23 protein-coding genes are annotated in these 25,289 nt (G+C 46.0%); 11 read left to right on the forward strand and 12 right to left on the reverse strand.

Annotated features, from left to right (window positions below; genetic code table 11):
* The first annotated feature begins 298 nt into the window (after window positions 1–298).
* The 6 genes from K0O23_RS05395 (at window position 299) to K0O23_RS05420 (ending at window position 5,249) form a co-directional block, all read left to right on the forward strand.
* Complete coding sequence (locus K0O23_RS05395) at window positions 299–2,140, forward strand: pyruvate kinase (RefSeq protein WP_219876373.1); 1,842 nt, start codon at window positions 299–301, stop codon at window positions 2,138–2,140.
* A 195-nt stretch (window positions 2,141–2,335) separates the two neighbouring features.
* Complete coding sequence (locus K0O23_RS05400) at window positions 2,336–2,569, forward strand: hypothetical protein (protein ID WP_219876374.1); 234 nt, start codon at window positions 2,336–2,338, stop codon at window positions 2,567–2,569.
* Window positions 2,556–3,053 carry a hypothetical protein gene (locus K0O23_RS05405; protein WP_219876375.1) on the forward strand — a complete coding sequence of 166 codons (498 nt, stop codon included), beginning with the start codon at window positions 2,556–2,558 and terminating at the stop codon, window positions 3,051–3,053. The genes K0O23_RS05400 and K0O23_RS05405 overlap by 14 nt, the downstream gene beginning before the upstream one ends.
* Window positions 3,054–3,087: 34 nt before the next feature.
* On the forward strand, window positions 3,088–4,713 hold the full coding sequence (locus K0O23_RS05410) for a right-handed parallel beta-helix repeat-containing protein (protein WP_219876376.1): 1,626 nt from the start codon (window positions 3,088–3,090) through the stop codon (window positions 4,711–4,713).
* A 38-nt stretch (window positions 4,714–4,751) separates the two neighbouring features.
* Window positions 4,752–4,952, forward strand: a complete 201-nt coding sequence (locus K0O23_RS05415) for a YwbE family protein (RefSeq protein WP_219876377.1) — start codon at window positions 4,752–4,754, stop codon at window positions 4,950–4,952.
* Window positions 4,953–4,967: 15 nt separating this feature from the next.
* Window positions 4,968–5,249, forward strand: a complete 282-nt coding sequence (locus K0O23_RS05420; RefSeq protein WP_219876378.1) for a hypothetical protein — start codon at window positions 4,968–4,970, stop codon at window positions 5,247–5,249.
* 491 nt (window positions 5,250–5,740) lie between these two features.
* On the opposite strand, the gene radC is transcribed toward K0O23_RS05420, so the two are convergent.
* A complete protein-coding gene (gene radC, locus K0O23_RS05425; protein WP_317195644.1) occupies window positions 5,741–6,463 on the reverse strand; it encodes a RadC family protein in 723 nt (240 codons plus the stop codon).
* A 154-nt stretch (window positions 6,464–6,617) separates the two neighbouring features.
* On the opposite strand from radC, the gene K0O23_RS05430 reads away from it, so the two are divergent.
* The 4 genes from K0O23_RS05430 (at window position 6,618) to uvsE (ending at window position 10,339) form a co-directional block, all read left to right on the forward strand.
* Window positions 6,618–7,856, forward strand: a complete 1,239-nt coding sequence (locus K0O23_RS05430) for a metallophosphoesterase (protein ID WP_246596943.1) — start codon at window positions 6,618–6,620, stop codon at window positions 7,854–7,856.
* A gap of 209 nt (window positions 7,857–8,065) precedes the next feature.
* On the forward strand, window positions 8,066–8,581 hold the full coding sequence (locus tag K0O23_RS05435; protein ID WP_219876379.1) for a hypothetical protein: 516 nt from the start codon (window positions 8,066–8,068) through the stop codon (window positions 8,579–8,581).
* 180 nt (window positions 8,582–8,761) lie between these two features.
* On the forward strand, window positions 8,762–9,397 hold the full coding sequence (locus K0O23_RS05440) for a carboxypeptidase-like regulatory domain-containing protein (RefSeq protein ID WP_219876380.1): 636 nt from the start codon (window positions 8,762–8,764) through the stop codon (window positions 9,395–9,397).
* A 48-nt stretch (window positions 9,398–9,445) separates the two neighbouring features.
* Entirely contained in the window at window positions 9,446–10,339 is an 894-nt protein-coding gene (gene uvsE / locus K0O23_RS05445; RefSeq protein ID WP_219876381.1) for a UV DNA damage repair endonuclease UvsE, read from the forward strand.
* Here the strand turns inward: uvsE and K0O23_RS05450 are convergent.
* The 3 genes from K0O23_RS05450 to K0O23_RS05460 all read right to left on the reverse strand — a co-directional run bounded on the left by K0O23_RS05450 (window position 10,336) and on the right by K0O23_RS05460 (window position 11,607).
* Window positions 10,336–10,833: a DUF4112 domain-containing protein gene (locus K0O23_RS05450; protein ID WP_219876382.1), complete on the reverse strand. Its 498-nt coding sequence runs from the start codon at window positions 10,831–10,833 to the stop codon at window positions 10,336–10,338. The two genes, uvsE and K0O23_RS05450, sit on opposite strands and share 4 nt — an antisense overlap.
* Before the next feature lie 87 nt (window positions 10,834–10,920).
* Entirely contained in the window at window positions 10,921–11,151 is a 231-nt protein-coding gene (locus K0O23_RS05455) for a hypothetical protein (protein ID WP_219876383.1), read from the reverse strand.
* A gap of 210 nt (window positions 11,152–11,361) precedes the next feature.
* Window positions 11,362–11,607: a hypothetical protein gene (locus K0O23_RS05460; RefSeq protein WP_219876384.1), complete on the reverse strand. Its 246-nt coding sequence runs from the start codon at window positions 11,605–11,607 to the stop codon at window positions 11,362–11,364.
* A gap of 336 nt (window positions 11,608–11,943) precedes the next feature.
* Between K0O23_RS05460 and K0O23_RS05465 the strand changes: the two genes are divergently transcribed.
* Complete coding sequence (locus K0O23_RS05465) at window positions 11,944–13,590, forward strand: UxaA family hydrolase (protein WP_219876385.1); 1,647 nt, start codon at window positions 11,944–11,946, stop codon at window positions 13,588–13,590.
* A 416-nt stretch (window positions 13,591–14,006) separates the two neighbouring features.
* Here K0O23_RS05465 and K0O23_RS05470 read toward each other — a convergent pair whose 3' ends face one another.
* From K0O23_RS05470 to K0O23_RS05505, 8 genes are all read right to left on the reverse strand, one after another.
* Window positions 14,007–14,666, reverse strand: a complete 660-nt coding sequence (locus K0O23_RS05470) for a LamG domain-containing protein (protein WP_219876386.1) — start codon at window positions 14,664–14,666, stop codon at window positions 14,007–14,009.
* A gap of 207 nt (window positions 14,667–14,873) precedes the next feature.
* Complete coding sequence (locus K0O23_RS05475; RefSeq protein WP_219876387.1) at window positions 14,874–15,632, reverse strand: rhamnogalacturonan acetylesterase; 759 nt, start codon at window positions 15,630–15,632, stop codon at window positions 14,874–14,876.
* Entirely contained in the window at window positions 15,632–16,072 is a 441-nt protein-coding gene (locus tag K0O23_RS05480) for a VOC family protein (protein ID WP_219876388.1), read from the reverse strand. The genes K0O23_RS05475 and K0O23_RS05480 overlap by 1 nt, the downstream gene beginning before the upstream one ends.
* Before the next feature lie 9 nt (window positions 16,073–16,081).
* Window positions 16,082–17,323 carry a dienelactone hydrolase family protein gene (locus tag K0O23_RS05485; RefSeq protein WP_219876389.1) on the reverse strand — a complete coding sequence of 414 codons (1,242 nt, stop codon included), beginning with the start codon at window positions 17,321–17,323 and terminating at the stop codon, window positions 16,082–16,084.
* Window positions 17,324–17,411: 88 nt separating this feature from the next.
* Complete coding sequence (locus tag K0O23_RS05490; RefSeq protein WP_219876390.1) at window positions 17,412–19,436, reverse strand: pectate lyase family protein; 2,025 nt, start codon at window positions 19,434–19,436, stop codon at window positions 17,412–17,414.
* 253 nt (window positions 19,437–19,689) lie between these two features.
* Window positions 19,690–22,287: a pectinesterase family protein gene (locus tag K0O23_RS05495; RefSeq protein ID WP_219876391.1), complete on the reverse strand. Its 2,598-nt coding sequence runs from the start codon at window positions 22,285–22,287 to the stop codon at window positions 19,690–19,692.
* Window positions 22,288–22,613: 326 nt separating this feature from the next.
* Entirely contained in the window at window positions 22,614–23,438 is an 825-nt protein-coding gene (locus K0O23_RS05500) for a rhamnogalacturonan acetylesterase (RefSeq protein ID WP_219876392.1), read from the reverse strand.
* 76 nt (window positions 23,439–23,514) lie between these two features.
* A complete protein-coding gene (locus K0O23_RS05505; protein ID WP_219876393.1) occupies window positions 23,515–25,278 on the reverse strand; it encodes a glycoside hydrolase family 28 protein in 1,764 nt (587 codons plus the stop codon).
* Between the last annotated feature and the right edge of the window lie 11 nt (window positions 25,279–25,289).

Raw genomic sequence — 25,289 nt, forward strand, 5'->3', positions numbered from 1 at the left:
TGGATGTTCACCAGCCGATGCGGATGAGGAGCAACGATAGTCTTTACATACAGGACTATCTAAAGAGATTTATGACTATGAAGAAGAGTCAGAAGGCTATAGGAAGAAAATGAAACTTATAGAAAAGCTTGAATCAAAAGGAGTGGATTTCAAGAACTATAAGTATAAATAAAAATAAGTACCAACTATACCATTACGGTAACTGGGCTACCGCAAAGCTTAGCACGTTCTATCCCTCCCCACAACCCTCCACCCCTATCTTCAGTTTGTAAGCATATAGCATTGCTGTTTACAAACCATGGCCAAGCAACAGAAAACAGACTACAACCATCTAATAGAGCAGCTGGAACAACTGTACGACCAAGCGGTAGCACTGGAGAAAAAATTCGCCCCTACGCTTGAGAAAGTCGCCCCGGAGTTTAAAAAGAGTGCCAAAAACCTGTTGCATTACCTTGCTCTCCGCCAACACGATATCAGGGACTTGCAGGCAGCATTGGCTGAACTGGGTTTATCGTCTTTGGGGCGGGCAGAGGGGCATGTGCTGGCAAGCTTGCAGGCCGTGCGCAAACAGTTATGTTACTTATCTGTCTGCGAGGCAGCTCTTAAACACCTGGCCTTATCGTTTAACGAAAACCGAAAACTGCTAACCAGAAACAAAGAAGCGCTGCTTGGCCCAAAGCCTAAAAAGCGCAACACAAGCATTATGGTTACCCTGGCCGCCGACATTGTAGAAAGCTACGAACTGATACTCCGGATGCTGAAGGCAGGCATGAACTGTGCACGGATAAACTGCGCCCACGACAACGAGAAAGTATGGCTAAAAATGGTGCAGCTTATCCGGCAGGCAGAGAAAGAAACAGGCACCCAATGCCAAATCCTGATCGACCTGATGGGACCAAAGCTCCGTACTGGGCCCTTAAAAGAAGGACCCAAAATGCGCGCCATACACCCGGTACAGAACGACATTGGCCAGATTACCGAGGCTGCTAAAGTATGGCTGGCTGCAGCAGGAGCCGAGCCTCCGAAAAACATGGATGCTGTACTTCCGGTAGATGGCGAATGGGTAGCGCAGCTGCAGGAAAAAGACAAAATAAACTTTACCGATACGCGTGGCCGCAAACGCACCTTTACTGTTATCCGCAAAGAAGACAACGGCTGTGTGGCGCACCTTTTCAAAACATCTTACCTTATAACGGGCACAAAGCTTAAAGCTAAAAGCAAAGCCGTGCCGGACCGTGTAACAGAAGTAGGTGAGTTGCCTGCTGTTTTCTCTCCGCTTATACTTAAAAACGATAGCCTGCTGGTTTTAACCAAAGAGCAAATTCCCGGTGAGCCGGCAAAGTATGACGAAACAGGCCATATTGTAGAACCTGCGCATATTGCATGCACTTTGCCTGAGATATTTTCGCAGGTAAAAGAAGGGCAGCCTATACTTTTTAACGATGGTAAAATAAGCGGGGTGATAGAAGAGGTCAGCAAAGAAAAACTGCTTGTAAAGATTACCTCCGCCAGCGAAACCGGCAGCAAGCTACGCGCCGACCAGGGTATAAACCTACCCGAAAGCCATATCCAGATCAAAGGGCTTACCGAGAAAGATAAAAAAGACCTGCGCTTTATAGCCCGCCATGCCGACATTGTAAACCTGTCGTTTGTAAACCATGTAGAAAATGTGGAGGCCCTGCAACAAGAGCTTAAAAAACTAAAGGCACAAAAACTGGGCGTGATGCTCAAGATAGAGACAAAAGAAGGATTCCGGAACCTGCCCCTGTTACTGCTTTCTGCCATGAAATGCTACCCTGCCGGTATTATGATTGCCCGCGGCGACCTGGCCGTGGAGTGTGGCTGGGAACGGCTGGCCGAAGTGCAGGAAGAAATTCTGTGGCTCTGCGAGGCTGCGCACATGCCCGTAGTATGGGCTACACAGGTACTCGAAACGCTGGCAAAAAAAGGCCGCCCCTCAAGAGCCGAGATTACCGATGCCGCCATGGCCCAGCGAGCAGACTGCGTTATGTTGAACAAAGGCCCCCATGTGATCAAGGCCATTGAAATGCTGCACGACATTCTGGTGCGCATGCAGGAGCATCAGAATAAAAAAACCTCTATGCTGCGCAGCCTGCATGTGTCTGAGTTGCAGGTGTAAGAAAGGCACATTAAAGGTAACACCACATATGCGTTATTTAGCCTAAAATCCACATCTTTTTGAATTTCAGCTACATAATCTAAACCTTTATAGTTTTTATACATATATTTACCCTGTAAAGTACTAATTATATACTTTAAAAGTATAAATTAGTAATTACGCTTAGTAAAGATTTGTTCAACGAAGCTTACAATTATGAGATCGAGAACGCTTGAAAAGTTGCTTTACAAGGCAGCCATTTTACTTGTAATTATCGGAGCCTTTGTTAAATTTATACATTCCCCGGACAGCGACTTTGGTTTATACCTTATACTTGCAGGGCATGTGGCTGGCGTAGCCGCCATTTTGCTGTACATGAAGTATGAAAACAACAAGGAAAGCCAGAACAAGCTGCACAGCGAAGAAGCAAATCAATATGAAAACAACTAGAATGCCTGTCATGAGATACCTGATCGCCCTTTTTACACTTGCTTGCAGCTTTGGAGCCTACGCACAAGCACCATCAAAATCAGAAATAATAGTTACTAAAAACTACCAGAGTACCGACCCGCTTATACTTGTAGAAGGACAGCAAACAGCAATGGGCGCTTTTATTCTGGAGCCGGACAAAATCAATAATATTGATATTTTGAAGGGTGAGAAAGCCACAGTGAAGTATGGCAACAAAGCTAAAGAAGGAGCCGTGGTCATAACCCTAAAGGAAAAGCTGATCAGGCTGCCAAAAGTATATGCTCACTTTAAGGTACCGGCAGCGCAGCAACAGTTAAAAGTGGCTATAAACGGTAAAGTAGTACAAAAGCCGGAGCTGCTGTTAGTTGAGCTTGCCTCTGTTAAGGATGTACAGGTAGCAACTGCCGATAATCCTTTTGTAGAGGGCGGAGAGGAAAAATACCTGAACCTCATAACAAAATAAAACCAGCCACATACCTGAAAGCGTACAGCTTTGCATGGCAAGTATAAAATCAGCAGCGCTTATACTTTTGCTGATTACCTTCAGCATGCGTGTAACCGCTAAAACATATTACATTAGCAGTACTGGCAACGACCAAAATACTGGCCTCTCTCCTGCCAGCGCCTGGCACAGCATCAGTAAAGTAAACAGCCATACTTTTATCCCCGGCGACTCCATACTTTTTGAGGGCGGCCAGGTTTTCGAGGGCAGTTTGTACTTTCATAAAGGCAATCTGGCGCAGGGTACTCAACCAGTTAGTATCACATCCTATGGCCTGGGTAAAGCCACGATAGCAGCAGACACCAGTTACGGCCTGTATGCGCATAATATAGCCAACCTCGAAATAAGTAAACTTGTGCTACATGGCAGCGGCTACCAAACCAATCAAAGCAGCGGCATCCTGTTCTACAACGATTTGCTCGGTGACACAAAACTCAGCCATGTGCTTATTAATGATGTGGAAATATCCGGTTTCAGGGATGCAGGTATAACTATTGGCAGCTGGAATGGCAACAGTGGCTACAGTAATATAAGTATAACCAAAGCTATTGTACACGATATAGGTTCGGAAGGCATTACCACATGGGGATACTTTGATCAATCTAAAAAGGGATATTCGCACCGCAACATTTACGTGGGCAATTGCCATGTGTACAACGTATACGGATTGGCTAAAAAAGACAAGCACAGCGGCAGCGGCATAGTTTTATCTGATGTAGATGAGGCCACCATCGAGCATTCGGTGGTACATAGCAGCGGTTCCAATAACATACATTGCGGCGGACCGGTAGGTATCTGGGCCTGGGACGCAAACAAAGTAACTATACAGTTTAATGAAGTATACAACATGCAGGCCGGTAGTGGCTGCGATGGCGGTGGCTTTGACCTGGATGGGGGCACCACCAACTCGGTGCTGCAATACAACTACTCCCACAACAACGACGGCCCAGGCTTCTTAGTAGCGCAGTTTGAGTGGGCCAGGCCGATGCAAAACAATACTATCCGGTATAATATCTCGCAAAACGACGGACGCAAAAACAACTACAAAGGCATTAGTTTGTGGGTAGCAGATTCCAATAACAACGGCGGCATTAGCCAGCTTTACATTCACAACAATACGATCTATGCCGATAAAGATGTAGTACCAACCGGTGGCGGCCTGCGCATCATGAGCAGCGGCCTAAAAGACGTTGAAGTATGGAATAACATCTTTTACACTGAGAATGGGGCTATACTTTTGGCAATAGAGGATACCAGCAACACCATCAGCTTTCATAATAACAATTATTACAGCAAACGTGCAGCACCTGGGTTTATCTGGGCCGATAAAACCTTTAACAACTTAAAACAGCTACAGCAGCATACAAGTATGATAACTGCCACAGAACTATTCATGCAGAAGCCAAGGCTTAAGAAAGCAGGCAAAGGTAAAACGATAGGATATCCCGGGCAGGTGGCGTTATTAAAAGCGTGTAAGCTAAAAGCACGATCTCCGTTACGCGGCAAAGGCGTTTGGCCGGAGCAGCTAAAGTTTACACCCGGCCAGCACGATTTCTTCCTTAACCCTTTGCCCCGAAAGGCACGTCTGGATGTAGGGGCGCACCAAAGAACAAGAGATTAAATCAGCTTTATACTTAACTTGCTACTTTATCTAAAACTATGGACGGCAGAAAACGATCAAACATCAAACCCGGCTTTCGGGTAAACATTGTGCTAAAAGAAGACCAGCGCACCGGTTACCTCACCGAAGGTTATGTGCAGGACATCCTGACCAATTCTCCGAATCATCCGCATGGGATTAAGGTTAGGTTAGAGACGGGGGAAGTTGGTAGGGTGAAGGAGATTTTGGAGGAAGAGTAGCTAAGCTTTTAGCAGTTGATACTGCTGATTTATACTTTAACTCCGCTATTCTTACTAACACTCTGTAATCCTCAGTCTTACTTGCCTATACTTTCACCTTTAGCTTTGGTGCCCTCAGGCCGTGAGGCCTCGTCCTCGGGCATCGCGCTGCTTTCGCTTCCTTTGCTCCTACGTCGCAATGCCTCGCTAAAGCTCGTCAACGGAACCTCTCGAGGCGCTCAACCCATGGACTGGGACGGACACTTCTTAGCTAGCGGCTATTGCAATTTGAAACAAAGTATAAATTCTGATTCGTAGGGACAGGTCGCGACCTGTCCGAGGAATGGCATCAGCAATGAAACTTTCTGCCTCTGCTTAAGCAGAGGCAGAAAGTCCCCTTTGAAGGGGGCGAAGGGGGATGTTTAACAGTTGCTATGAAACAACGGCTTTTACAAGGTGCAGTAGCGGCAATTCCCCTCTTGAAACTAGGGGTGGGTTTCATGATAGCAGCCGCTTAACCTCCCTTCCACCAAGATCCTTGACAGGATGACAAAAGGAGAGGAGTGGGTTTTATACTTTTGCTATGATACCATGGCTCTTGCCAGGTGCACTTTACGACGGTCCACTGTTGGGGGAAGGGGCCCTCGATAAAGAGCGGTCAGCAAGTTTGGTCCGTCTTGATTCTTTTGCTTACTTTTCTCATCAAGGAGAAAAGTGAGGCCCAGCCGGCAAGGCGAAAAACAAGCTCAAGGCTATAAGCTTCTAAAAGAAACAAATGAGCAAAGGGGTAACTCAGAAATTTTATACCCCTATAACATCCCTTCATCAGCGAAGCTGTAATAATCATTATCTGTGAAAATGATGTGGTCCAGCACAGGCAGATCCAGAAACTGCCCGACCTCTTTCATCTTCTTAGTTAAAGAAATATCAGCAGCACTGGGTTTGATGTTACCGGATGGGTGGTTATGAACAAGTATAATAGAACTAGCCAGTTGCTCCAGCGCTTTTTTAAAGATGATTTTTGGGTCGGCTACAGTGCCGGCCACACCGCCAGAACTTATACTTTCTTTCTTCATCACCACATTGGCACGGTTTAAAAGTATGATCCAGAATTCTTCGTGGGGCAGGTCGAGCAACTGGGGCTTTATGTAATTATAAATATCTGTAGAGCAAGTTATTTGAGTACGCGCAGCAGCGGCAGTCTCTTTCCGGCGTCTTCCTAACTCCAAAGCACTTACTATGGTAATAGCCTTCGCTTCGCCAATCCCCTTATGCTTCATCAGCTCTTTTACCGAAAGCTTTGCCAGCTCGTTTAAGTCGTTACTAACGGCACCAAGTATAAGCTTTCCTACGTCTACAGCGGTAAGTTTTGGGGTGCCGGAGCCAATAAGTATGGCAATCAGTTCAGCGTCGCTGAGGGCAGCTTTGCCTTTTAGCAAGAGTTTTTCGCGGGGACGGTCCTCCTCGGCCCAGGTTTTAATATTTAACGGCTGCAAATAAGACGCAATGGCAGTAGCTTCGGTATCTTTCACTTACGGTATAGAATTTGATAATAAGAAGATGCTAGTGCAATTATTTTTAAGATAAATTAGTTCAGCAATAGTGCTTTAATCCAAAACATCTTTTAACTAAAACGGTTACTCCCGCGCAGGCAGCGCTAACAGGCCCTGCAGCGACACGATAAACATGATACAACGCATTTTAAATTTTGGCATCGTCATCCTTATACTCTTCCTGGTTAATCTGTATGTCTTTCAGGCGGTAAGAGCTGTAACGCAGAACCTGGCGCCAACCACCCAACGCATCTTACACATTGCTTACTGGCTTATTTTTGTCATAACGGCAGGCACTTTTATACTTGCCTCTGCCACACGCGGCACGCCGCCAAGCACCTTTCAGACCTACCTGGCTAGCACGCTGTTTATTGTGTTTGCCTCTAAACTGGTAGTAGTAGCTTTCCTGATGGTAGATGATCTGGTACGTGTGGGCAAAGTAGCTTTAAACGGACTGAGCAAGGAAACGCCCTACGACCCGTCGCGCAACAGGTTTATAAGCCAGTTGGGCCTGGCTGTAGCAGCAATTCCGCTGTCGGCTTTTATTTATGGTATGGTTAAAGGCGCTTACGATTACCGCGTTAAACGTGTAACACTTCGTTTCCCTAATTTGCCGAAGGCCTTCGACGGTTACAAAATGCTGCAGATATCAGACCTGCACACAGGCAGTTTTACCTCTACGGAGCCCCTTCATGAAGCTGTGAGGTTAATAAACAAGCAGGAGGCCGATCTTGTATTTTTTACCGGCGACCTTGTAAACAACCTGGCTTCAGAGGTAGAAAACCATATTCCGGCCTTAAGCCAAATAAAGGCAAAGGATGCCGTATACTCGGTGCTGGGCAACCATGATTACGCCGATTATGTACGCGAATGGCCACACCCAAATGCCAAAGCTGAGAACCTGAAGCGCATGATAGCCACACACTCTCAAATGGGCTGGCAGCTGCTATTAAACGAGAACCGCATCATCGAGAAAGACGGTGAAAAAATAGCCGTACTTGGTGTAGAGAACTGGGGTAACCGCGTTGGCTTTCCAAAGTATGGCCGCCTGGAAGATGCCTACAAAGGCACGGAAGGCACGCCATTTAAAGTGCTTCTCTCCCATGACCCATCGCACTGGGACGGCGAGGTAAACCAGAACTATAACGACATCGACCTTACTTTATCTGGGCACACACACGGCATGCAGTTTGGCGTAAATATACCTGGTTTTAAGTGGAGTCCGGTGCAGTACGTGTACAAGCAGTGGGCCGGCCTTTACAAAAAAGGACAGCAGCACCTATACGTAAACACTGGTCTGGGCTTTATCGGGTATCCGGGCAGAGTGGGCTTTTTACCTGAAATCACTGTTTTTGAGCTTAAACGAGCATAACAAGTATAATTTATACTTTGATAGAAGCCGGCCATTGTGCCGGCTTTTTTTTATCTTCTTGAATATTGCTGTTGCAGCTTTCTGATGTATAGCTCGGTTAATCAGCTTTAAACATAACCTGCATACCAACCGTAAGCCAATTGAAGCATAACACCAATTATGCTTACAAAATTCGTAAGCTAACGGTAACACAAAAACTAACTTAGACCATGAAAAAGGCATTGAATATATTATTTGCGGCAGGCACCTTGTTTATTGTAACCTCATGTATTGAAGACAGTGGCACCTCTTTCGAGACACAAGAATCTAACGAAGATGAGAGAGTAAATCCTAATCATATCAGAGCATACTCCGGATTGGACTCAATTGCACGCTTAGTTACAAACTCCACTGCTACTATACCAACAAACGGGCAATTAGCCACAGAAATGGTAAAAGTATATTATAAACCTGGTCAGGACATAACGGATATAGTAGAACAGTTTAACCTTAACGAAACTGCCCGCATGGGTGGCCAGACCCAAAATACAACAGACGCAACCAGTGCAACCGATCCGATGGAACAGCAAAGTATGACAACAGTACAGGATAGTGTAAACGTGGTTACAGGCGCTAAAAATAATGCCGATGCAAGATCTGATCAAGATAAAAGACAAGGCACTAAAACCACTAGTGGCGGTAACTCTAAAGAACAGCAAACAGGCGAAAAGAATAAAAAACAGTAAGTATAATTCAGGTACAGAAATGGCAGGCCGTGAGATTAGAATCACGGCCTGCCATTTTTATTTTCCGCCAGGCTGGCTTATCTTTCTGAAAGAATATTTTGGAGCTGGCATACTTTTTAACAAATTTGGGCGTAATAATAAGTGCCTTGTTTAACAGGCCATCCCATCAACCTAAAGTAAATGCTCCGTTTCTCGTTACTCTTCTGTTTTACATGTTTGCTGCTTTGCATTAGCCTTCATGCCCAGGCGCAGCGAACGTTGCGGGTAAGCGGAACAATTATGCAGGCCGACAAGAAAACTCCTATCCCCGGGGCCAGCGTTGTTAAAATAAACTCTAACCTCGGAGTTATCTCTGATATGGATGGCAAATTCCTGATAGATGTGGCCCAGGAAGACACCCTGATGATACGCGCCATTGGTTTTAAGCCGCTTTTATACTTGCCTAAGCCTGTGCCTGTTTCAGAGATCAGGGTAAACATTGTGCTGCAGGAAGATAGCGTGATGCTCGGAGAAGTAGAAGTAACCAGCCGCCCTTCTCCGGAGATGATACAGCGCGCCCTGCGCAACATGAAACAAAACACCACCAGCCAGGTTAAAAAGCCGGGCTATATACCCGGTTTAGAGCCACCACCTCCTGGCGAGGCAGCACCTGCCACCATTATGAGTCCAGCCACTTTGCTATATGACCTGCTTTCAAGGGAAGGTAAGGAAAAACGCAAGCTGCAAGAGCTGCTCCTACTCGAAGAACTGGAGAGGCAGCAGAAGGAACGGGAAAATTACAACAGGTTTTTTAAAGATAACAAAGGGTACGAGTAAGCAAACAATTCTCATTTGCGTAGGTTAAGAGAAACAAAATAACCTGCCATGAAGATCGGATACCCCTGCATTAACGAGTCGCTGGACTGCACCTCGGCACGTACCTTCAGGCTGGCTTCTTACTCAGAAGAACGCCTGATAGAAACAGTAACACAAAACCTTGTTTGCCTGCGCCGCATACTGGAGTATAATGTGCAGCACGGACTGCTGTTTTTCAGGCTTACATCCGGCCTTGTTCCTTTTGCCTCGCACGAGGTAAACAAGTATAACTGGCAAGAGCATTTTAAGATGACCTTCCGGCGGCTGGGCGACTACATAAAAAGCAATAATCTGCGTATATCCATGCATCCTGACCAGTTTGTAGTACTAAACTCACCGAATGAGCAAACAGTAAAGAACAGCATTGCCGAACTGGTGTACCAAGGCAGCGTACTCGATCTGATGGGATTGGATACTACAGCTAAATTGCAGATACACGGCGGCGGAGCATACGGAGACAAAGCATCTGCTCTTAGCCGTTTTGCCGAAGTATACCACACCATGCTGCCCGATGCAGTTAAGGCTCGCCTTTGTGTAGAGAACGACGACCGCACCTATAGTTTACAGGACTGCCTTTACCTGCACGAACTTACCGGAGTACCCATTATTTTCGATAACCTGCACCACGAGTGCGTGAACAACGGAGAACCCATGCGCGAAGCCGTGGAAATGGCAGCGACTACCTGGCAACCCGAAAAAGACGGTATCCTGATGATGGACTACAGCTCACAGGCTTTAGGGGAGCGTAAAGGCAAGCATACCCAAAGTATAGAACAGCAGCTTTTCCACGATTTTCTGGCCGAAACCGAGGGCCTCGATATGGACATAATGCTGGAAATAAAGGACAAGGAAGAAAGCGCACACAAAGCCTTAAAGCTGGCCAGGGAAATGGGTCGTGCTTAAAACAAGCCGGCAATTAAATGGTAAACCCACTCTGCCAGTTCCCAAAGTGCCCACAGCAAAAGTATAAACAGAACCACAATGCCTATTAAAACGCCAATAACAATTTTCTTGCCGCTGCCCTGGTATTTGCCTTCTTCGTAGTGCGCCCTTAACAAACGTACATTACGCTCATTGGCTTTAAACACAAAGTCGAAAATGTTGCCAAGTAAGGGTATACTTCCGATCAGTGCATCCAGGAAAATATTAAGTAACATCAGTACCACCAGTTTGCCGCTTGCTCCATGTCGGGCCATCGTCATCACCAGAGAAGCTGAAATTGCAAAGGAAGCCAGGTCGCCGATAACAGGCACAAAACCGAGTATAGGATCGAGGCCAAACCTGAAGTTCGTACCCGGAAGCCTGAATTGGTTATCCATTACCTTAACCATGTGCTCCACCCACTTCAGCTTTTCGCTGCGCGGTGTGCGTGTATAGTGGCTGCTGTGTTCTACCATAAGCGCATATACGCGTTGTTACAGTTAAGGATATACCTTCATATCTCTATTTAGGGATATTCGCTTTGGTTTATGCCAGTCTGCAGTTTAGTTGCGTCTTCTTTTCTTAAAAGCCTTATCTCTTTTTTTCTGCTGCTTACCCAGGCTTTTGGAGCTGTTCCATTTTTTGTTTTTGCTTTCCTGGCGTCCGTTGTTAAAACGCATGCTTCTGCCATCGTCATCAACCAGAATAGCTTTGTTGCTTCTGCTGAGAGGTGAACATGAGGCTACCATTGCCCCGATTGCCAGCATAAGTAATCCTTTTGTAAAAATACGCATACCTTAAATTTAAAATTTACCTCGCTCCGGAGGTGATTCGCAGATACTATTGAATAAGGTATTTATACTTTATTATTTTACAATGGTTTTGTCCTATTTAAAATTTTCTATGTTTTACCACCGGATTAGCTCCTATTTAAAGTTTAAGCATAAAAAAACGTTAACACACTAAGGCATTAACGTTCTTTTTCAAAAGCAATAGCTAGTATTCTACTTTTTCTTTTTGCCGTTTTTCCCGCCTGGCTTCCCATTATTATTAACTGCTGACTTACCTTTCTGCTTGGTATGTCCTGGGTTTGTTGTATTGGGGTGATGCGGGTTGTTCGGGTTTTTAGTCCAGCCTTTGTGCAAGCCGTTGTCTTTTCGTGCGCCTTCTATGCGCACTTGTTTCCCATCTATCACAATTATACGCCCGTTGCTGCCTGTACTTTTTTTGGATGACGAACAAGATGCCATGGCAACTGCCATGGTTAATATTAATACCCCTTTGCTAAATGTAAATTTCATTTGAATCTGATATATTCTATAGTTCAGCTAAACGGCAAGTTAGATTCTTTATTATATTAATACAACCACACTTTCCGTATTCTTGCTTAATAAGCAAAGCAACTACTTTAAGTACAAAATAAATTTACCTACAACTTTAATATGTATCTGGTGCCATAACAAAACCTATTGGAATAGACTAAATCAATTTTGTCTGCTTAAAAAAATGGCAATAGATTCTGATTTGTCAAAAAAAATCACATTATTTGTAACTGTGCAATCGATTGCGCAGTTATTATAAGCAGTATGGCTAAAAGAATCTTAAAAATACACCCAAAAGATAATGTATTGGTAGCGCTTACCGACCTGCAGGCAGGTGAAACAGTGGAGTATAACAATACCACAATTAACCTTGCCGAGAATGTGCCGGCAAAGCATAAATTTGCGCAATACAAGATGGTGCCTAACCAGGAAATCATTATGTACGGCACGCTGGTTGGCAAAGCAGTGGACACCATACCTGCTGGGGGCATCCTGAGTACTGTAAACGTAAAGCACCAGGCATCTTCCTTCGGCGCTAAAACTGCTGATTTTACCTGGCAGGCTCCGGATGTAAGCAAGTACGTTGATAAAACCTTTATGGGCTTTCATCGCCAGGATGGCCAGGTGGGAACTGCCAACTACTGGCTGGTTATACCTTTGGTGTTCTGCGAGAACCGCAACGTAAACATTATCAAACAGGCTTTTCTGGATGAGCTTGGCTTCGGACATCAGGATCTGTACAAATCGTATGTGCACCAGATGGTGGAACTTTACAAGGCCGGTAAAACCGACGAGATCGCACAGCTGCAATTGCAGGAGCAATCGCAAAACGGCCAGAAACGCATATTCGAAAATATAGACGGCATCAAATTCCTGACACACGAAGGCGGCTGCGGCGGCATTCGCCAGGACTCCGACATGCTTTGCGGCTTGCTGGCTGGTTATATTCATAACCCGAACGTGGCAGGTGCTACCGTACTTAGCCTTGGTTGCCAGAACGCGCAGGTAAGTATACTTGAGGAGAAGATCAAAGCCTTAAACCCGAATTTCTCTAAACCCCTTATCGTGCTGGAGCAGCAGAAAGAAGGCACTGAGCAGGAATTGCTATCACAGGCTATCAGAAAAACTTTCTTGGGATTGGTAGAGGCAAACAACGAGGTTCGCAAACCGGCCCCGCTTAACAAACTGGTAATCGGCTTGGAGTGTGGTGGTTCGGATGGCTTCTCGGGCATCTCGGCAAATCCATCTATTGGCCATACTTCCGACTTACTTGTTGCACTTGGTGGCAGCTCTGTACTTTCGGAGTTTCCGGAACTTTGCGGTGTAGAGCAGGAACTGATTAACCGTTGCCAGGCCAACGATACTGCCGATAAGTTTGTGCATTTAATGCGCTCTTACGCACGTGCCGCCGAGGCAGTAGGCTCTGGGTTTGATATGAACCCTAGCCCGGGCAATATAAAAGATGGTTTGATTACGGATGCCATTAAATCGGCGGGTGCGGCTAAAAAAGGCGGTACTTCTCCGGTAGTAGATGTGCTGGATTACACAGAGTATGTTACCAAGCCCGGTTTAACGCTATTGTGCACACCAGGCAACGACGTAGAAAGCACAACAGCTATGGCAGGTTCGGGAGCCAATATCATACTTTTCACAACTGGCCTTGGTACGCCAACCGGCAACCCTGTCACTCCGGTTATCAAACTATCGTCTAACACCAAACTGGCCCAGCGCATGCCTGATATCATTGATATTGACACAGGTGCCGTTATTGCCGGTGAGAAAACGATTGAAGAAATGGGCGAGGATATCCTGGATTACATTATTGATGTGGCCAGCGGTAATATCAAAACCAAAGCCGACCAACTTGGTCAGGATGACTTTATACCCTGGAAACGAGGTGTATCGCTTTAATAGCACTCACTATCTAAACTACTACTATCTAACCTTAAAGCCTTCTGAGAGATCGGAAGGCTTTTTTGTTTCCGACTTATTGATTGCTAATTATTTGTTGCTAGTTAATCGTTGAAAGAAATGTAGAGACGCAATACCTTGCGTCTTTTGTATAAATGTAGAGAAGGCTTGCTCAAAAGACCTCACAGTGTTTAAAAACCTGTGAGTGTCTGTGCCAGTAGCCTTTGCTTCGTTGAGACAAGACGCTCACAGGTCTGGAAGACGCTGTGAGGTCATCGCAGATTTATACTTTGGTTTCTTAAAGTATGAAGTATGGCTCACGTAAGTCTGAAGACTTCCCTCCATTGCATGTCACAAGTCACCGCTGCGCTAAAGACTTGCGCCAGGAAGTGCGTCTTGCTTACCAGCAGATACAGCTATTTAACTTCTCGGCTAAACGAAACACTTCTGATCTCGCCTTTAAACCACGACCTTTTATCCATGCGTGTGCCAAGAGATGTTTTGGCTGATGGTGCGATCGGCATATATTCAATTTCTCCTGACACCTCCTCTACTCCATTCACAAAGCCTTTCATCATCCCATCTTTATACGTTAAAGTGATAGTTGCCCACTCATTTACAGGATGTGTTTTCGCAGAATCTATCAAAGTAAGCGCCGTAGAGTCAGTGCGCATAAAAAAGTCTGCATACCATTGCTGTTTATCGTTTAACCGGAGCTCAATCAAAATGCGGCGGTTCGGGTTACCCGGGTCCTGTATGTGCAGGAAGCGTTGTTCTATGTTTTCAGGGTAAGCAGCATAGGGCTTGAACTTAACTTCGATGGAAAATGCAGTTGCACCGGCAATGGGATTGGCGTTTACCAAAAGGCCGTCTTCTCGCCCATTAAAAGCTATAGCTTTACCGCCATCTGCTTTTACAATCTTGGGGTTGCCAAGTATAGCTGCCTTATACTTGCCTACTTTCTTCCGTGATTTTAATTGCCATACTTCGGTTTTCTGCTGTGCGTGGCTTGTACCACATAAAAAGAAAAGAAAGGCAAGTAGCCCAAGTATAGATTTATACTTTTGGTATGTCATTTTCAGTTGGCTGTTGTTAGTATGATTCTACCTTTCGCTGGCGCGGGTTTGCAACCCGTGCCTTACTACGATGTTGGGTTTGTAACCCCACTGGGCCAGAGGCCCACACTATAGCTGGTCACGAGCGAGGACGCTCGCTCCATGATGGTTTCCCCCTTAAGGGAAGAATTCTTTTGATGAAGGCCTGCATCAGGATGAAGAAATACTTTAGTTCGCTTTCACTTCCTTCTTCACAATTCTATCTGCCAGTTCCAGTTTCAGATCTTTTATACTGGCTAAAACCAGCTGCGCTACTTTTCTGGCTCCCAACTCACTGAAGTGTGTGTTATCGTCTTTGCCTTCGGGGTAGTTAGGGTGCTCGCCTAGCTCTAGTTGCAGGAAAAGGTGCTTTGAGTTTTCGGCTCCGAACTGCTGCAGCAATTCCTGGCTTTTTAAATCCAGATCGATAAGCGGCACTTTATACTTTTGGGCCACCCCGCGCACCAGCGCCGAGTACTCGTTGTGCGTGCCTTCTATTTTACCGTTGCCATCAAACTTACGCCGGGCAGCCGGGGTTAGCAGTACAGGTATAGCTTTTTTGTTTCGGGCTTCAGTGATAAAACGGCTCAGGTTTGCTACATACTGGTCTTTGGGTGTATAGCTTTTTTTGGTCTCTACCTCATCATTGTGGCCGAACTGTATAAACACATAATCACCTTCCTGCAGGTTATCTGCTACTGGCTGCCATAAACCTTCTTCAATAAAAGTGCGGGTGCTACGGCCGTTCTTTGCCCGGTTATCCACTGTAACGCTCTGGTCGAAAAAGTATACAAAGGGCATACCCCATCCTGTTTCCGGATAGGCCCTGGTTTCCTTAATTGATATAGTAGAGTCGCCTATCAGGTATACTTTTATCGGCTTCTTTTGCTGCATCATCACACAGGACATCAGCAAACCGCAAGCTGCTACAATTAAAAATCTTATCATTACATTTTAACCAGTTTGTTTAAACAAAAACCGTTACTACTCGTCAGTTCCCGCTCTGCCAGCATGGGCACGCCACGTTTGCAAAACTGTATGCTAAGGCCCCAGGGGTCGCGCAGCATTACCAGGTGCGAACCATCCTGCAGAAACTGCTCTGATGCAAACGTTGCACCAGCATTTACCAGGCGTTCTTTATCATATTCCGGGTTTGTAGATACAAAAGCCAGGTGCACGATCAGGGGGTGCATACTCTCATACTCAGGGATCTCGGCATCAGGATTTGCATATACCTCTATCATTACTCGCCCGCTGTCATCTGCCAAAAAGGTAGTAAAAGGCGTATCAGTTAGCTGTCTTACAACCTGCAAGCCCAAATGTTCCACATACCACTTCGACATGCCAATCGGGTCTTCAACGTTCAATGCAAAATGTTCTAATTTCATACTTTATAATTATTCTTTGTCTTGTTTAAGCCATTTCTCAAGCCAGGCAAAGGCATCTTCCTGCATCCGGATCGTCATGGAGTGCGGCACATCATAATAATTACAGGCAAACTTATCCGGTGCTATCATTTTTGTGTAGATGGCCTTTAGTTTGCTTTCTGCCGCCTGCATACCTTCCATGCTAAAAAGCTTGTCCTGCTTGCAGTTCATAACCATTAAAGGCCGTGGTGCGTTCAGCGAGGCCACATCTGGCAGGTCCAGAAACTCATACTGCCGGGGCACATACATCATCCAGGTATGGCGGGCATGTTCTTTAAGCATGTGCTGGTATGTGGTAGAAAAAGCAGCCACCACCCCGGTTTTAATTCTGCTGTCGAGGCCAAACAGGTAGGTACTTCTAAGGCCTCCTAAAGACAAACCTATGCAACCGATTTTTTCAGGGTCTACTTCCGGCCTCGTAAGCAGGTAATCAATGGCTACCTTGTCGCCTTGCGCAATCATACCTAACCAGGTGGTGCCGGCTGTAAGTATTGTTTTGTTCATAGGGATTTCCTGGGCAGAGGCAAACTTGTTAAAGGCCCTGATGTTTTCGCTTTCGTTAGCCGTTACATTGCTGTAATAAGCTTTGGCGTTGTTGGGACTTGTTTGAGCCGGATCCAGTTTCTGAGAGCCAAAGTATACGGCATCCGGAGAAAGAACTATAAAGCCTCTTTTGGCCAGCTCATCGGCATAAGTGCGGCCTTCATAAAGGTTATCAATATATTCTTTAAGTATAACCGGCTGATCGTCTGTTAAAGTATGTTTTTCTTTGCCGTAAAAGTAAAAACCGCCGTGGTCGTGCAGGGCTATAACGGCAGGTGCAGGCTTGGTAAGATTGTCGGGGATCAGTAAGTAAGCTTCTGTTTGCTGCAGGGCGTTCAGGTTATACTTTACAAGATATTGGGTGTAGCCGTCTCGTTTGGTAGTTTCCAGTATTTGCGGATCAAGCGGCGCTGGCTCAGGATCAAAAGCCAGCAACTCGTGAAGTTTTGCTTTTGCCTTTCTGCGCCACTTTTCGGTTTTCTTTCGATCCTTGGCCAGGTAAGATAAACTGCTGTTGTCTTTTGCGGCATAGGTATCCAGCACAGGGTAAAAATTACCCACATCCGAGATTGCCTGCTGCGCAAAACTAGTTATACTTAGCTTTAACAAAAGTATAACTATAAGTATGGTTCGTATGCCTGTTGCGCTTTTAATTATCGCTTTGCTCATACTTAAATGTATAAAAAGTACTTGGGTAAAGTGTTAAAAAAGAGGGGCAAGGCCCCTCCCCTTTTGGATTTAACTTTTTTGATAAAACTTACTTGATAACTAACTTCCCTTTTACTACACCGCCATCACTTTCAATAGCATACATGTACACCCCAGCCTTTAATCCAGAAGTTTTAAAGGATACCTGTGTTGTTCCGGCGCTAAACTGCTGATTTGCCGCAACAGCTACGCGTACTCCATTTACATTATACAGGCTGATCTTAGCTTTCTCAGATTTTGCCAGCGTTACTTCAAATGTTACGTTATCACTAGCCGGATTTGGAAGCGCTTTTATACTGCGGCCTTTATTTCCGGCATCTTTCTTAGTACCCGCCACTACACTTGAGTAGCCTATCGGGTTGGCACAGTCTGTTACCATAGTGCTTTCGCCGGTCACTTCAATCCACTCTATGTCGGCAAAAGCAAGACTTTCCAGCACTTCCAGCCTGATCTCATTCACGCCTTTTTCCAGCTGCACGCTTACAGGCGTAGTTACAGCATAGGTCTTGCTGTCTTTTGGTTTAGGAAAAGTTACGCTGGCCAGAACGGTGCTTCCGTTAATAAGGACTTTTGCAGTTTCTGCAGCAGAGCTGCCGCCTCCGGCATAGCTCCATTTTAAAGTATAGCTGCCTGCTGCAGGTGCCTCTACTTTCCAGTTTATACCTTTGCCGGCTGTGTTAGGCAGGTTTATTACATCGCCGCCAGTGCCTGTTGTGCGCAAAGCGCCATCAAAACTACACATGCCTACTGTTGCATTGTCGGTTGCTTTTATTTGTACGGTTGGGCTGCTGCCGTTTCCGCCACCCGAGCCTTCTGCTACAAAAGTCGCCGTAAGTGCTTTGTTGTTGTCCATGGTAATGGTAACCGGGTTTGTCGTGCCTGTGGCTGCTCCACTCCATCCGCTAAATAACCAGCCTGACGCAGGAATTGCTGTTACCGTAACAGTTTCGCCATCTGTGTAAACACCTCCTATTGTACTCAGGCTGCCCTCCCCAACAACTGTCGTGGTTAGCTGGTAAGTAGCAGGCTGGTTATTTGCAACGGTTATCTTGCCTACACCTACGTTGGCAGGAACAATGGTTGTAATGTCGTTTACATCATCTAAAGTATAAGTATAGGGCAGGTTGGTAGCATCCCACCAGTCGCAGCCGGTTTGGGTAATGGAGTTATTACCTGATGTGCCGGTAAAAATATTGCCCGTTGCACAGGCATACCCCTCACCGTCAAACTTGTTTGTGGTGATAGGCGTTTTCACGTTCTCGTATACGTTGTTCTCGATCTTGGCGTAGGCTCCCTGGCGCACGGCAAAACCGTAGTCGGTAATGTTTTTAAGGTAGTTGTTGTAAAAGTGTACCGCCCCCCATCGTAAGCTCGGGTTGCGGCCATCGGTGTTCTCAAAAAAGTTATGGTGAAACGTAACGCGTATCTGCCTGTCTTCGGCCTCTGCGCCGGTATTATCGGTGTGGCCTATCAGCACATTCTTCATGTGGTCATGAAAGTAGTTCCAGGACACGGTTACATAGCGTGAACCTTTTTTAATATCCAGCAGGCCATCGTAGGTGTCTACGCCTATGCCTGCGCCAATTTTGCTGTGAAACTCGTTGTGGTCTACCCATACGTGGCGGCACTCATCAATGGTAAGGGCATCGTTCGGATAGAGGACCTCATGTATCTTAAGGTTACGCACGATCAGGTTGTTGTACTCCCGGAAGTTTAGCCCCACATTCTCCAGTTCCGCATTGTTTCCGAGGCCTAGCACCGTAAGGTTGGCACCACGCTTAATAGTTACAATGGTAGAGGAAGGTGACGTGATCTTACCAGAGATATATACTATCTGAGGCGTGTTATTATTCTCGCGGGTTAAGGCCCAGGCCTCCAACTCAGCAAGGGTGCGGATGGTAATACTTGAGCCGCCTGCACCGCCTGTTGTAGTGGCATACCCCCCGCCGTTAACAGTGGCGAAGCCTTTCATGCTATAATCCGGTGAGCTTGTGTTGCCTGCCATGCCAAAGCCAAAGGTGCTACAACTTACCAGGAGCATTAAGCAAAAAAAGGTGTGTAATCTTCTATTCATAAGGTTAGTTGGATAAAGTATAGTAGTAGATAGTTGCCTTGATAGAAGTATAAAACAGCGGATCATGCGTTCCGCTGCTTTACTGTCTAACTTATAATTTACTGTACAATTAATTTCTTTGATGTGCCTATTCTATCGCCAAACATAACTATAATTTATGCAATCGATTGCACAACAGGTAAAAAAATATATGCTTTAATAAGTTTGCCACCTGCAAAGTATAAACCATACTTTGCAGGTGGCCTTAATCAACCTATTGCTTCACTATTCTTGATGCTATGCGTGTTTTATCGTCGCTGTAAATAACCACGTAGTTTCCTGTTACCAGTTTATTTAACTCTATAGTTGTTTGGGTAACGCCTGACTGTGTTGCAAAGTCTGCCAACTTTGCCCCTAATAAAGTATAAACGGCTATACTTGCCCCTTTAACTGCGGCAGGGTGTACTACAGTAAGTCTGCCTTCTGTAGGGTTAGGGTAGGCAATTAGCTGCTCTTTTGAAACTGGTAGCTTACTGGACAGCAGGCTCATGTTCTCGCCTTTTACCTCCACATCTTTTAATAAACCATACCTGCCCGCGCTTGAACTGCCGCAGCTAAAGTATAGCCTGATGCTTAATGTTTCGCCAGCTTCCAGCATCACGCCGTCTGCATCGTTCAGGGCCACTCTAAAGCGGTGGTTAGTGCCTGTATTCTGGTTAGCAAGTATAATAGGGGTTGCAAATGCTCCGTTTGCTGTGCTAGGCAAAATGCCAGCTGGCCCCTTGCCACCTGTCACATTGGTAGAGTCTGCAGTCTGGAAACCGGTTTTAGAATATACTATGCCTAGCTTAGTGTTGCTGCTTGTGTTGTAAAATGCAGATGTTACAAGTATAGAATCTACACGAACGGATGCCCCTGAAGCTGCTGTAACTTTAAACTCCTCGAAAAAAGCCCTGTTCAGGTTGCCACCGGGACCACCGCTGGCTGTACCCCAAAGGCCGCTACCATCTGCAGCAGCCGAAAATGCCTGCCCATGCGAAGCAGAGTAAGCCGGGAAAGCCGGAACGGTTGTACCGTTAGACACATACAGCTTTTTGAAAGTTGGTACACTTGCTACCACACCTGCAGATCTTACGCTGGCATTGTCCTGGTTGTTTTCTGTTAGCGGCCATTGCTGCAGCACTACAGAGTTGCGCGGGTACTCACTTAGTTTTTCGCCGGCAGCGGCTACATTTACCGTGTTTGCCCCAGTGCTGCTGTGCGAAATATTTCCACTAAAAATTCCTGTGGCAGTTGCGTTTAACCTTACATAAATGGTGGTGTTGGCAACGGCATTGTTTGTCTGCGTGAGCACAACCGGAGAAGTGTTACCGTGCCAGGTAGTTCCGTCTGTAGAAATCTCGAATGGTGCAGGCGGCGTAATGGCAATGTTATCTGTTAGGTTGATGCCTGACAAAGTATAAATCTTTGCGCTGGAAGGGCCATCCAGGTACTGGGTAAAACTGCTAAGCGAGCCGGTTACTGTTATAGTTGGCACCCTGCTAATCTCAACTGTCTGGGTAGTGTGTGTAGCTAATCCATCTTTAGAAGCCTGTAGGTAATAATAGTATTTGCTGCCTGCGGCAGGCAAGGCATCTGTTAACTGGAAGTTAATGTTCTGTGCGTCTGCTGCAGGTACCTCCCCTACTTTGGTAAAAGTGCTGTTATCGTCGGAGCGGAACAGCTCATATTTTACATCTGCAATCGGCCAGCTGATGTTCCAGCGGAAGGTGGTGTTGGTGCTGCCTTTGGTGCCCCCAAAGTTTGATACAGCTATATCCGGAGTCTGAGCGCTGCACATCCCGGATTCGATCCCACAAGGGTCCCAGTCGCCAAAAAGGTTACTGTTTGTATAGGCTGCCGCTTCTGTGTCTGTCAGTTGTTTAGACCAGGCTACGCGCTGGCTTACATCCAGCAGGCTGCCATCGTAATTTTTGCTTTTATACTCTGCGTAAAGTATGATATCGGTGTTGGTTTGCGCAGTCCATTTGGCCCAGCCTTCCGGCTTCACCGCACTGCTCATAATTGTGTTCAGGAATACCGTTTTGTTATGCGCCGGATTGGTTTGCGTGCCGTCGTTTTGCCACGGCCTGCCCAGCACATAGGTAGTTACACCCCTGTTGGCAGGTATAATGCAGTTCTTAAACACATAGCCATGCTCCTGACCTTGCTGCGTATTGGCAGCTGTAATGTAGCTTCCGCTCAGGTTGTCTTTTCTGTCTTTGGCGTAGATAATGCAATCTTCAAAAACAGCCCTGGAGCTACCGAATATAAAGTCTACCACCCCGTCAATGTAGCAGTCCTTAAAGTATTGGCGCTTACCGTCGCCGTTAGCGAGCACCGTATCCTGGCCACCCAGAAAACGGCAGTTCTTAAACGCAGCCCTGTCTGAGTTTACGTTTATTGCTAATGCCTGCGGTGCATCGCCTGTAGTGTTTTCGAAGGTTATGTTCTTTGCAAAGAAATCGTTTCCGCTAACAGTTACCGAAGCTGAATTAGATGTGCCATAAGTACCGCCACTGGGCATTGCCTTGCCTGAGTAATCGTCGTGGGTAAGTATGGTATTAGCCACGCTCTCCCCAACCAGGTGAATAAAGGTCTTGTTAGAAGCGATGGATATTTTCTCTTTGTACACCCCGTTTTTGATGTAGATCACATAGGGGGTTGTCCTGTTTGTAGGTGCCGCATCAATGGCCGCCTGAACCGTAATATGCGTGCCGGTTCCATCTTTTGCAACTGTGAGATCCTGTGCTACCACACTAAAAGGAACCGTTGCAATTAAAGCCACAACTAATGTAGCAAGTAAATTTTTAAGGGTAAGGGTTAGCTTCATAGAGGGTTAAATAATAGTTAAGCTGATGTGTGCAATCGATTGCACATTCATATAAAAAAATATATTCATTAATAAGGTATGATTTTTTATGCCTGATATTGCCTCGTTTAAATTATACTTAAGTTATTGAATTAGTAACAGGACATACTAGATCAGGCAGTAAAGCAAAGTTTCACAAAGCCCCTCCAAAACCCTTACGCTCTATACTTTACCTTCAACAATATAGGCTTTTATTATGGTAACATCAAAATGTTTTTTAACAGTGATAACTAAAGGTGCTGTATTGAAACACAGGCATTCAGACTTATACTTCTCGTAACAAGAATTTACTTCCTGCTGCTACCCGAGGCACTGCTATACTTAAGATTTTTCAACCCGTTAAACACCAGCTTTGCCACAGCAGCAGCGCCTTCCGGCTGAAAGTGTGTGTTATCCTTTAGCCCTTCAGGATAAGCTTTATACTTTCCGGCTGGCAGGTTCATGAAGTAGTTGTCTGTTACGTAGTCTTTGCCTTTGGCCGTGAAGTGATCAATTGATAGCTGGGTCAGATCGATAAACTGTACATTCAGCTCTTTGGCTACATCTTTTGCTGCTTGTGGGTATTCGCCGTGTACATTGCTCAGCTGGCCGTCTTTCCAGGGATAGTTGCGGTTAACTGGGGTTAAGATAATAGGTATGGCACCTTTTTGGCGGGTTTGGTTTACGTACAGCCGCAGATACTCCTTGTAGGCAGTCACATTTGTGTAACGCTCCGGCTTACTCTCTGCTGCATCGTTGTGGCCAAACTGCATCATCACCACATCGCCTTTTTCCAGGGCTTTATAAACTTCTGCCCAGCGGCCTTCCTCAAAAAAAGTACGGGTACTCCTGCCTCCCCTGGCTTTATCCAGAACCTGCACGCTATCCGCTTTGATCAGGTGCTTTATATGGTTAAGACTATCAGGCCTCATAAATGGCTGAAACACTTGCCCCCAACCTGCTACCGGATAGCGCGTGGTCATGTAATCATCGCTATCATAATCGCCAGTATAATCAGCTACAGTAGAGTCGCCGATCAGGTATACTTTTACAATCTTCTTTTTGAAAGGCACAAAGGCAGTTGCTAAAAAGCATATCGCCAGCAAAGAGAAGAGGAAAGTAAGCTTTTTCATATCATCTATACTTTAGGGTTTGAGTAAAAAAGCATGGCCCAGGGAGCCATGCTTAGTATATTCAAATGAAAGATCGTTATTCTACTTTTAGCGCTGAGGCACTCAGGTCTTTCCCTTTGGATACCTGCTTCGAGGCGTCTTTAAAGTCCTTGGTCTCCAGCGTCACGTTTTTGGTAAGCGGCCCCAGCACACGTACTACCTGCTCCTGACCGTCTTTATACTTCAGGCCTTTTACAGCTATGTTCTTACTGTTGTAAATGGTTAATGCCGGGCCTTTTTCTGTGATCACCTGCACGTTCTTCAGCTTTATGCCATCGGCGTCTACAGCCGTAATGCCTTTGGTAGCCTTAAGTATAGAGTTTTCGATACTCACGTTCTTCAGGTTCATCTCCGGCAAGCCCTGCAGTGCCACGGCCTCATCGGCACCAGCTACTGTAATGTTGCGCATGTAGATGTCTTTGAACGAAGGCGTTTCTTCTGTAACAGGTAACAGGCGTTCGTCACGCTTCTCTGTTTCGGAGCTCTGCGTATCGTCCAGCACAGGAGAATTACCGCCGTAGAACAGGTTAAAGCTGATGGCCTGCGTCGGGATATTGATCATGTCGATGTTGGAAATGTAAATGTTCTCTACCACACCGCCTCTGCCACGCGTGCTCTTAAAGCGGATACCGATATCAGTACCAATGAATGTGCAATTAGAAACGTGCACATTTTTAACACCACCAGACATTTCGCTGCCCACAACAAAACCGCCGTGGCCATGGTACACGATGTTGTTCTTAATGATCACGTTTTCAGTCGGGATGCCACGGTCACGACCGTCTTTGTTTTTACCTGACTTGATACAGATAGCATCGTCACCCACGTCAAAGGTGTTATCATAGATAACGGAGTTTTTGCATGACTCCAGGTCCAGACCATCACCGTTTTGCGAGTACCATGGGTTGCGTACGTTCAGGTTACGGATAGTCACATCCTCGCACATCAGCGGGTGAATGTTCCAGGCCGGAGAATTCTGGAATGTTGGGCCATCCAGCAGTACTTTCTTGCAGTTTACCAGACTCACCATTACCGGGCGCAGGTAGTCTTTTACGGCTTCAAACTCTTCTTTTGTTTTAAAATCGGGCACGTTAAAGTTGTCTTTGCTGTCGCCTTTCATCGATTTGGCAGACGGATACCAGGTTTTGCCATCCTCGCTTACCACACCACCGGATTTCACCAGGTTTTTCCATTGTGCATCAGTTAACTTGCTTTTCTTGGTAGGGCGCCACGCATCACCAGATCCATCGAATGTCCCCTTACCAGTAATAGCCACGTTCTCCAGGTCTTTGCCATTTATCGGAGAAATGCTGCGGTAGGTGTTCAGACCTTCAAAGCTGGTATAGATAAGTGGGTAGTCGTCGAAGTTTGCGCTGAAAATAACCAGAGCACCAGCCTCTGCGTGTAGGTTGATATTGCTTTTTAAGGTAATAGGGCCGGTAATCCAGATACCACGCGGGATAACTACTCTACCGCCACCTTTAGCTGCCATGGCATCAATTGCCTTTGCAAAAGCCTCTGTGTTTTTGGTTAAGCCATCGCCTACCGCACCAAAGTCGGTTATACTTACACTGTTATTCGGGATAGTTGGCTCCTGCACCCGCGGCATATCAAACTCTACTCCGGCGTACACGTCGGTTGTAGTATCTGTGGTGGCACCGGCAGATGTAGTTGTGTTTGCTTCTGAGCTTGCAGTTGTGTTAGTCTGTGCAATTGGCTGTTGCTGGCAAGACACCTGCAGCATACCTGCCAGGGCAACTAGTGCCAGGAAACGGTTAACAGTTATTTTTCTGATATTCATATGCTTCGTCT

Source organism: Pontibacter aydingkolensis (genome assembly GCF_019443125.1).
Lineage (GTDB): Bacteria > Bacteroidota > Bacteroidia > Cytophagales > Hymenobacteraceae > Pontibacter > Pontibacter aydingkolensis.

Coding starts and splice junctions, on each gene's coding strand:
- K0O23_RS05395 (WP_219876373.1), top strand. CDS start 299: ATGGCCAAGCAACAGAAAACAGACTACAACCATCTAATAGAGCAGCTG.
- K0O23_RS05400 (WP_219876374.1), top strand. CDS start 2,336: ATGAGATCGAGAACGCTTGAAAAGTTGCTTTACAAGGCAGCCATTTTA.
- K0O23_RS05405 (WP_219876375.1), top strand. CDS start 2,556: ATGAAAACAACTAGAATGCCTGTCATGAGATACCTGATCGCCCTTTTT.
- K0O23_RS05410 (WP_219876376.1), top strand. CDS start 3,088: ATGGCAAGTATAAAATCAGCAGCGCTTATACTTTTGCTGATTACCTTC.
- K0O23_RS05415 (WP_219876377.1), top strand. CDS start 4,752: ATGGACGGCAGAAAACGATCAAACATCAAACCCGGCTTTCGGGTAAAC.
- K0O23_RS05430 (WP_246596943.1), top strand. CDS start 6,618: ATGATACAACGCATTTTAAATTTTGGCATCGTCATCCTTATACTCTTC.
- K0O23_RS05435 (WP_219876379.1), top strand. CDS start 8,066: ATGAAAAAGGCATTGAATATATTATTTGCGGCAGGCACCTTGTTTATT.
- K0O23_RS05440 (WP_219876380.1), top strand. CDS start 8,762: ATGCTCCGTTTCTCGTTACTCTTCTGTTTTACATGTTTGCTGCTTTGC.
- uvsE (WP_219876381.1), top strand. CDS start 9,446: ATGAAGATCGGATACCCCTGCATTAACGAGTCGCTGGACTGCACCTCG.
- K0O23_RS05450 (WP_219876382.1), bottom strand. CDS start 10,833: ATGGTAGAACACAGCAGCCACTATACACGCACACCGCGCAGCGAAAAG.
- K0O23_RS05455 (WP_219876383.1), bottom strand. CDS start 11,151: ATGCGTATTTTTACAAAAGGATTACTTATGCTGGCAATCGGGGCAATG.
- K0O23_RS05460 (WP_219876384.1), bottom strand. CDS start 11,607: ATGGCATCTTGTTCGTCATCCAAAAAAAGTACAGGCAGCAACGGGCGT.
- K0O23_RS05465 (WP_219876385.1), top strand. CDS start 11,944: ATGGCTAAAAGAATCTTAAAAATACACCCAAAAGATAATGTATTGGTA.
- K0O23_RS05470 (WP_219876386.1), bottom strand. CDS start 14,666: ATGACATACCAAAAGTATAAATCTATACTTGGGCTACTTGCCTTTCTT.
- K0O23_RS05475 (WP_219876387.1), bottom strand. CDS start 15,632: ATGATAAGATTTTTAATTGTAGCAGCTTGCGGTTTGCTGATGTCCTGT.
- K0O23_RS05480 (WP_219876388.1), bottom strand. CDS start 16,072: ATGAAATTAGAACATTTTGCATTGAACGTTGAAGACCCGATTGGCATG.
- K0O23_RS05485 (WP_219876389.1), bottom strand. CDS start 17,323: ATGAGCAAAGCGATAATTAAAAGCGCAACAGGCATACGAACCATACTT.
- K0O23_RS05490 (WP_219876390.1), bottom strand. CDS start 19,436: ATGAATAGAAGATTACACACCTTTTTTTGCTTAATGCTCCTGGTAAGT.
- K0O23_RS05495 (WP_219876391.1), bottom strand. CDS start 22,287: ATGAAGCTAACCCTTACCCTTAAAAATTTACTTGCTACATTAGTTGTG.
- K0O23_RS05500 (WP_219876392.1), bottom strand. CDS start 23,438: ATGAAAAAGCTTACTTTCCTCTTCTCTTTGCTGGCGATATGCTTTTTA.
- K0O23_RS05505 (WP_219876393.1), bottom strand. CDS start 25,278: ATGAATATCAGAAAAATAACTGTTAACCGTTTCCTGGCACTAGTTGCC.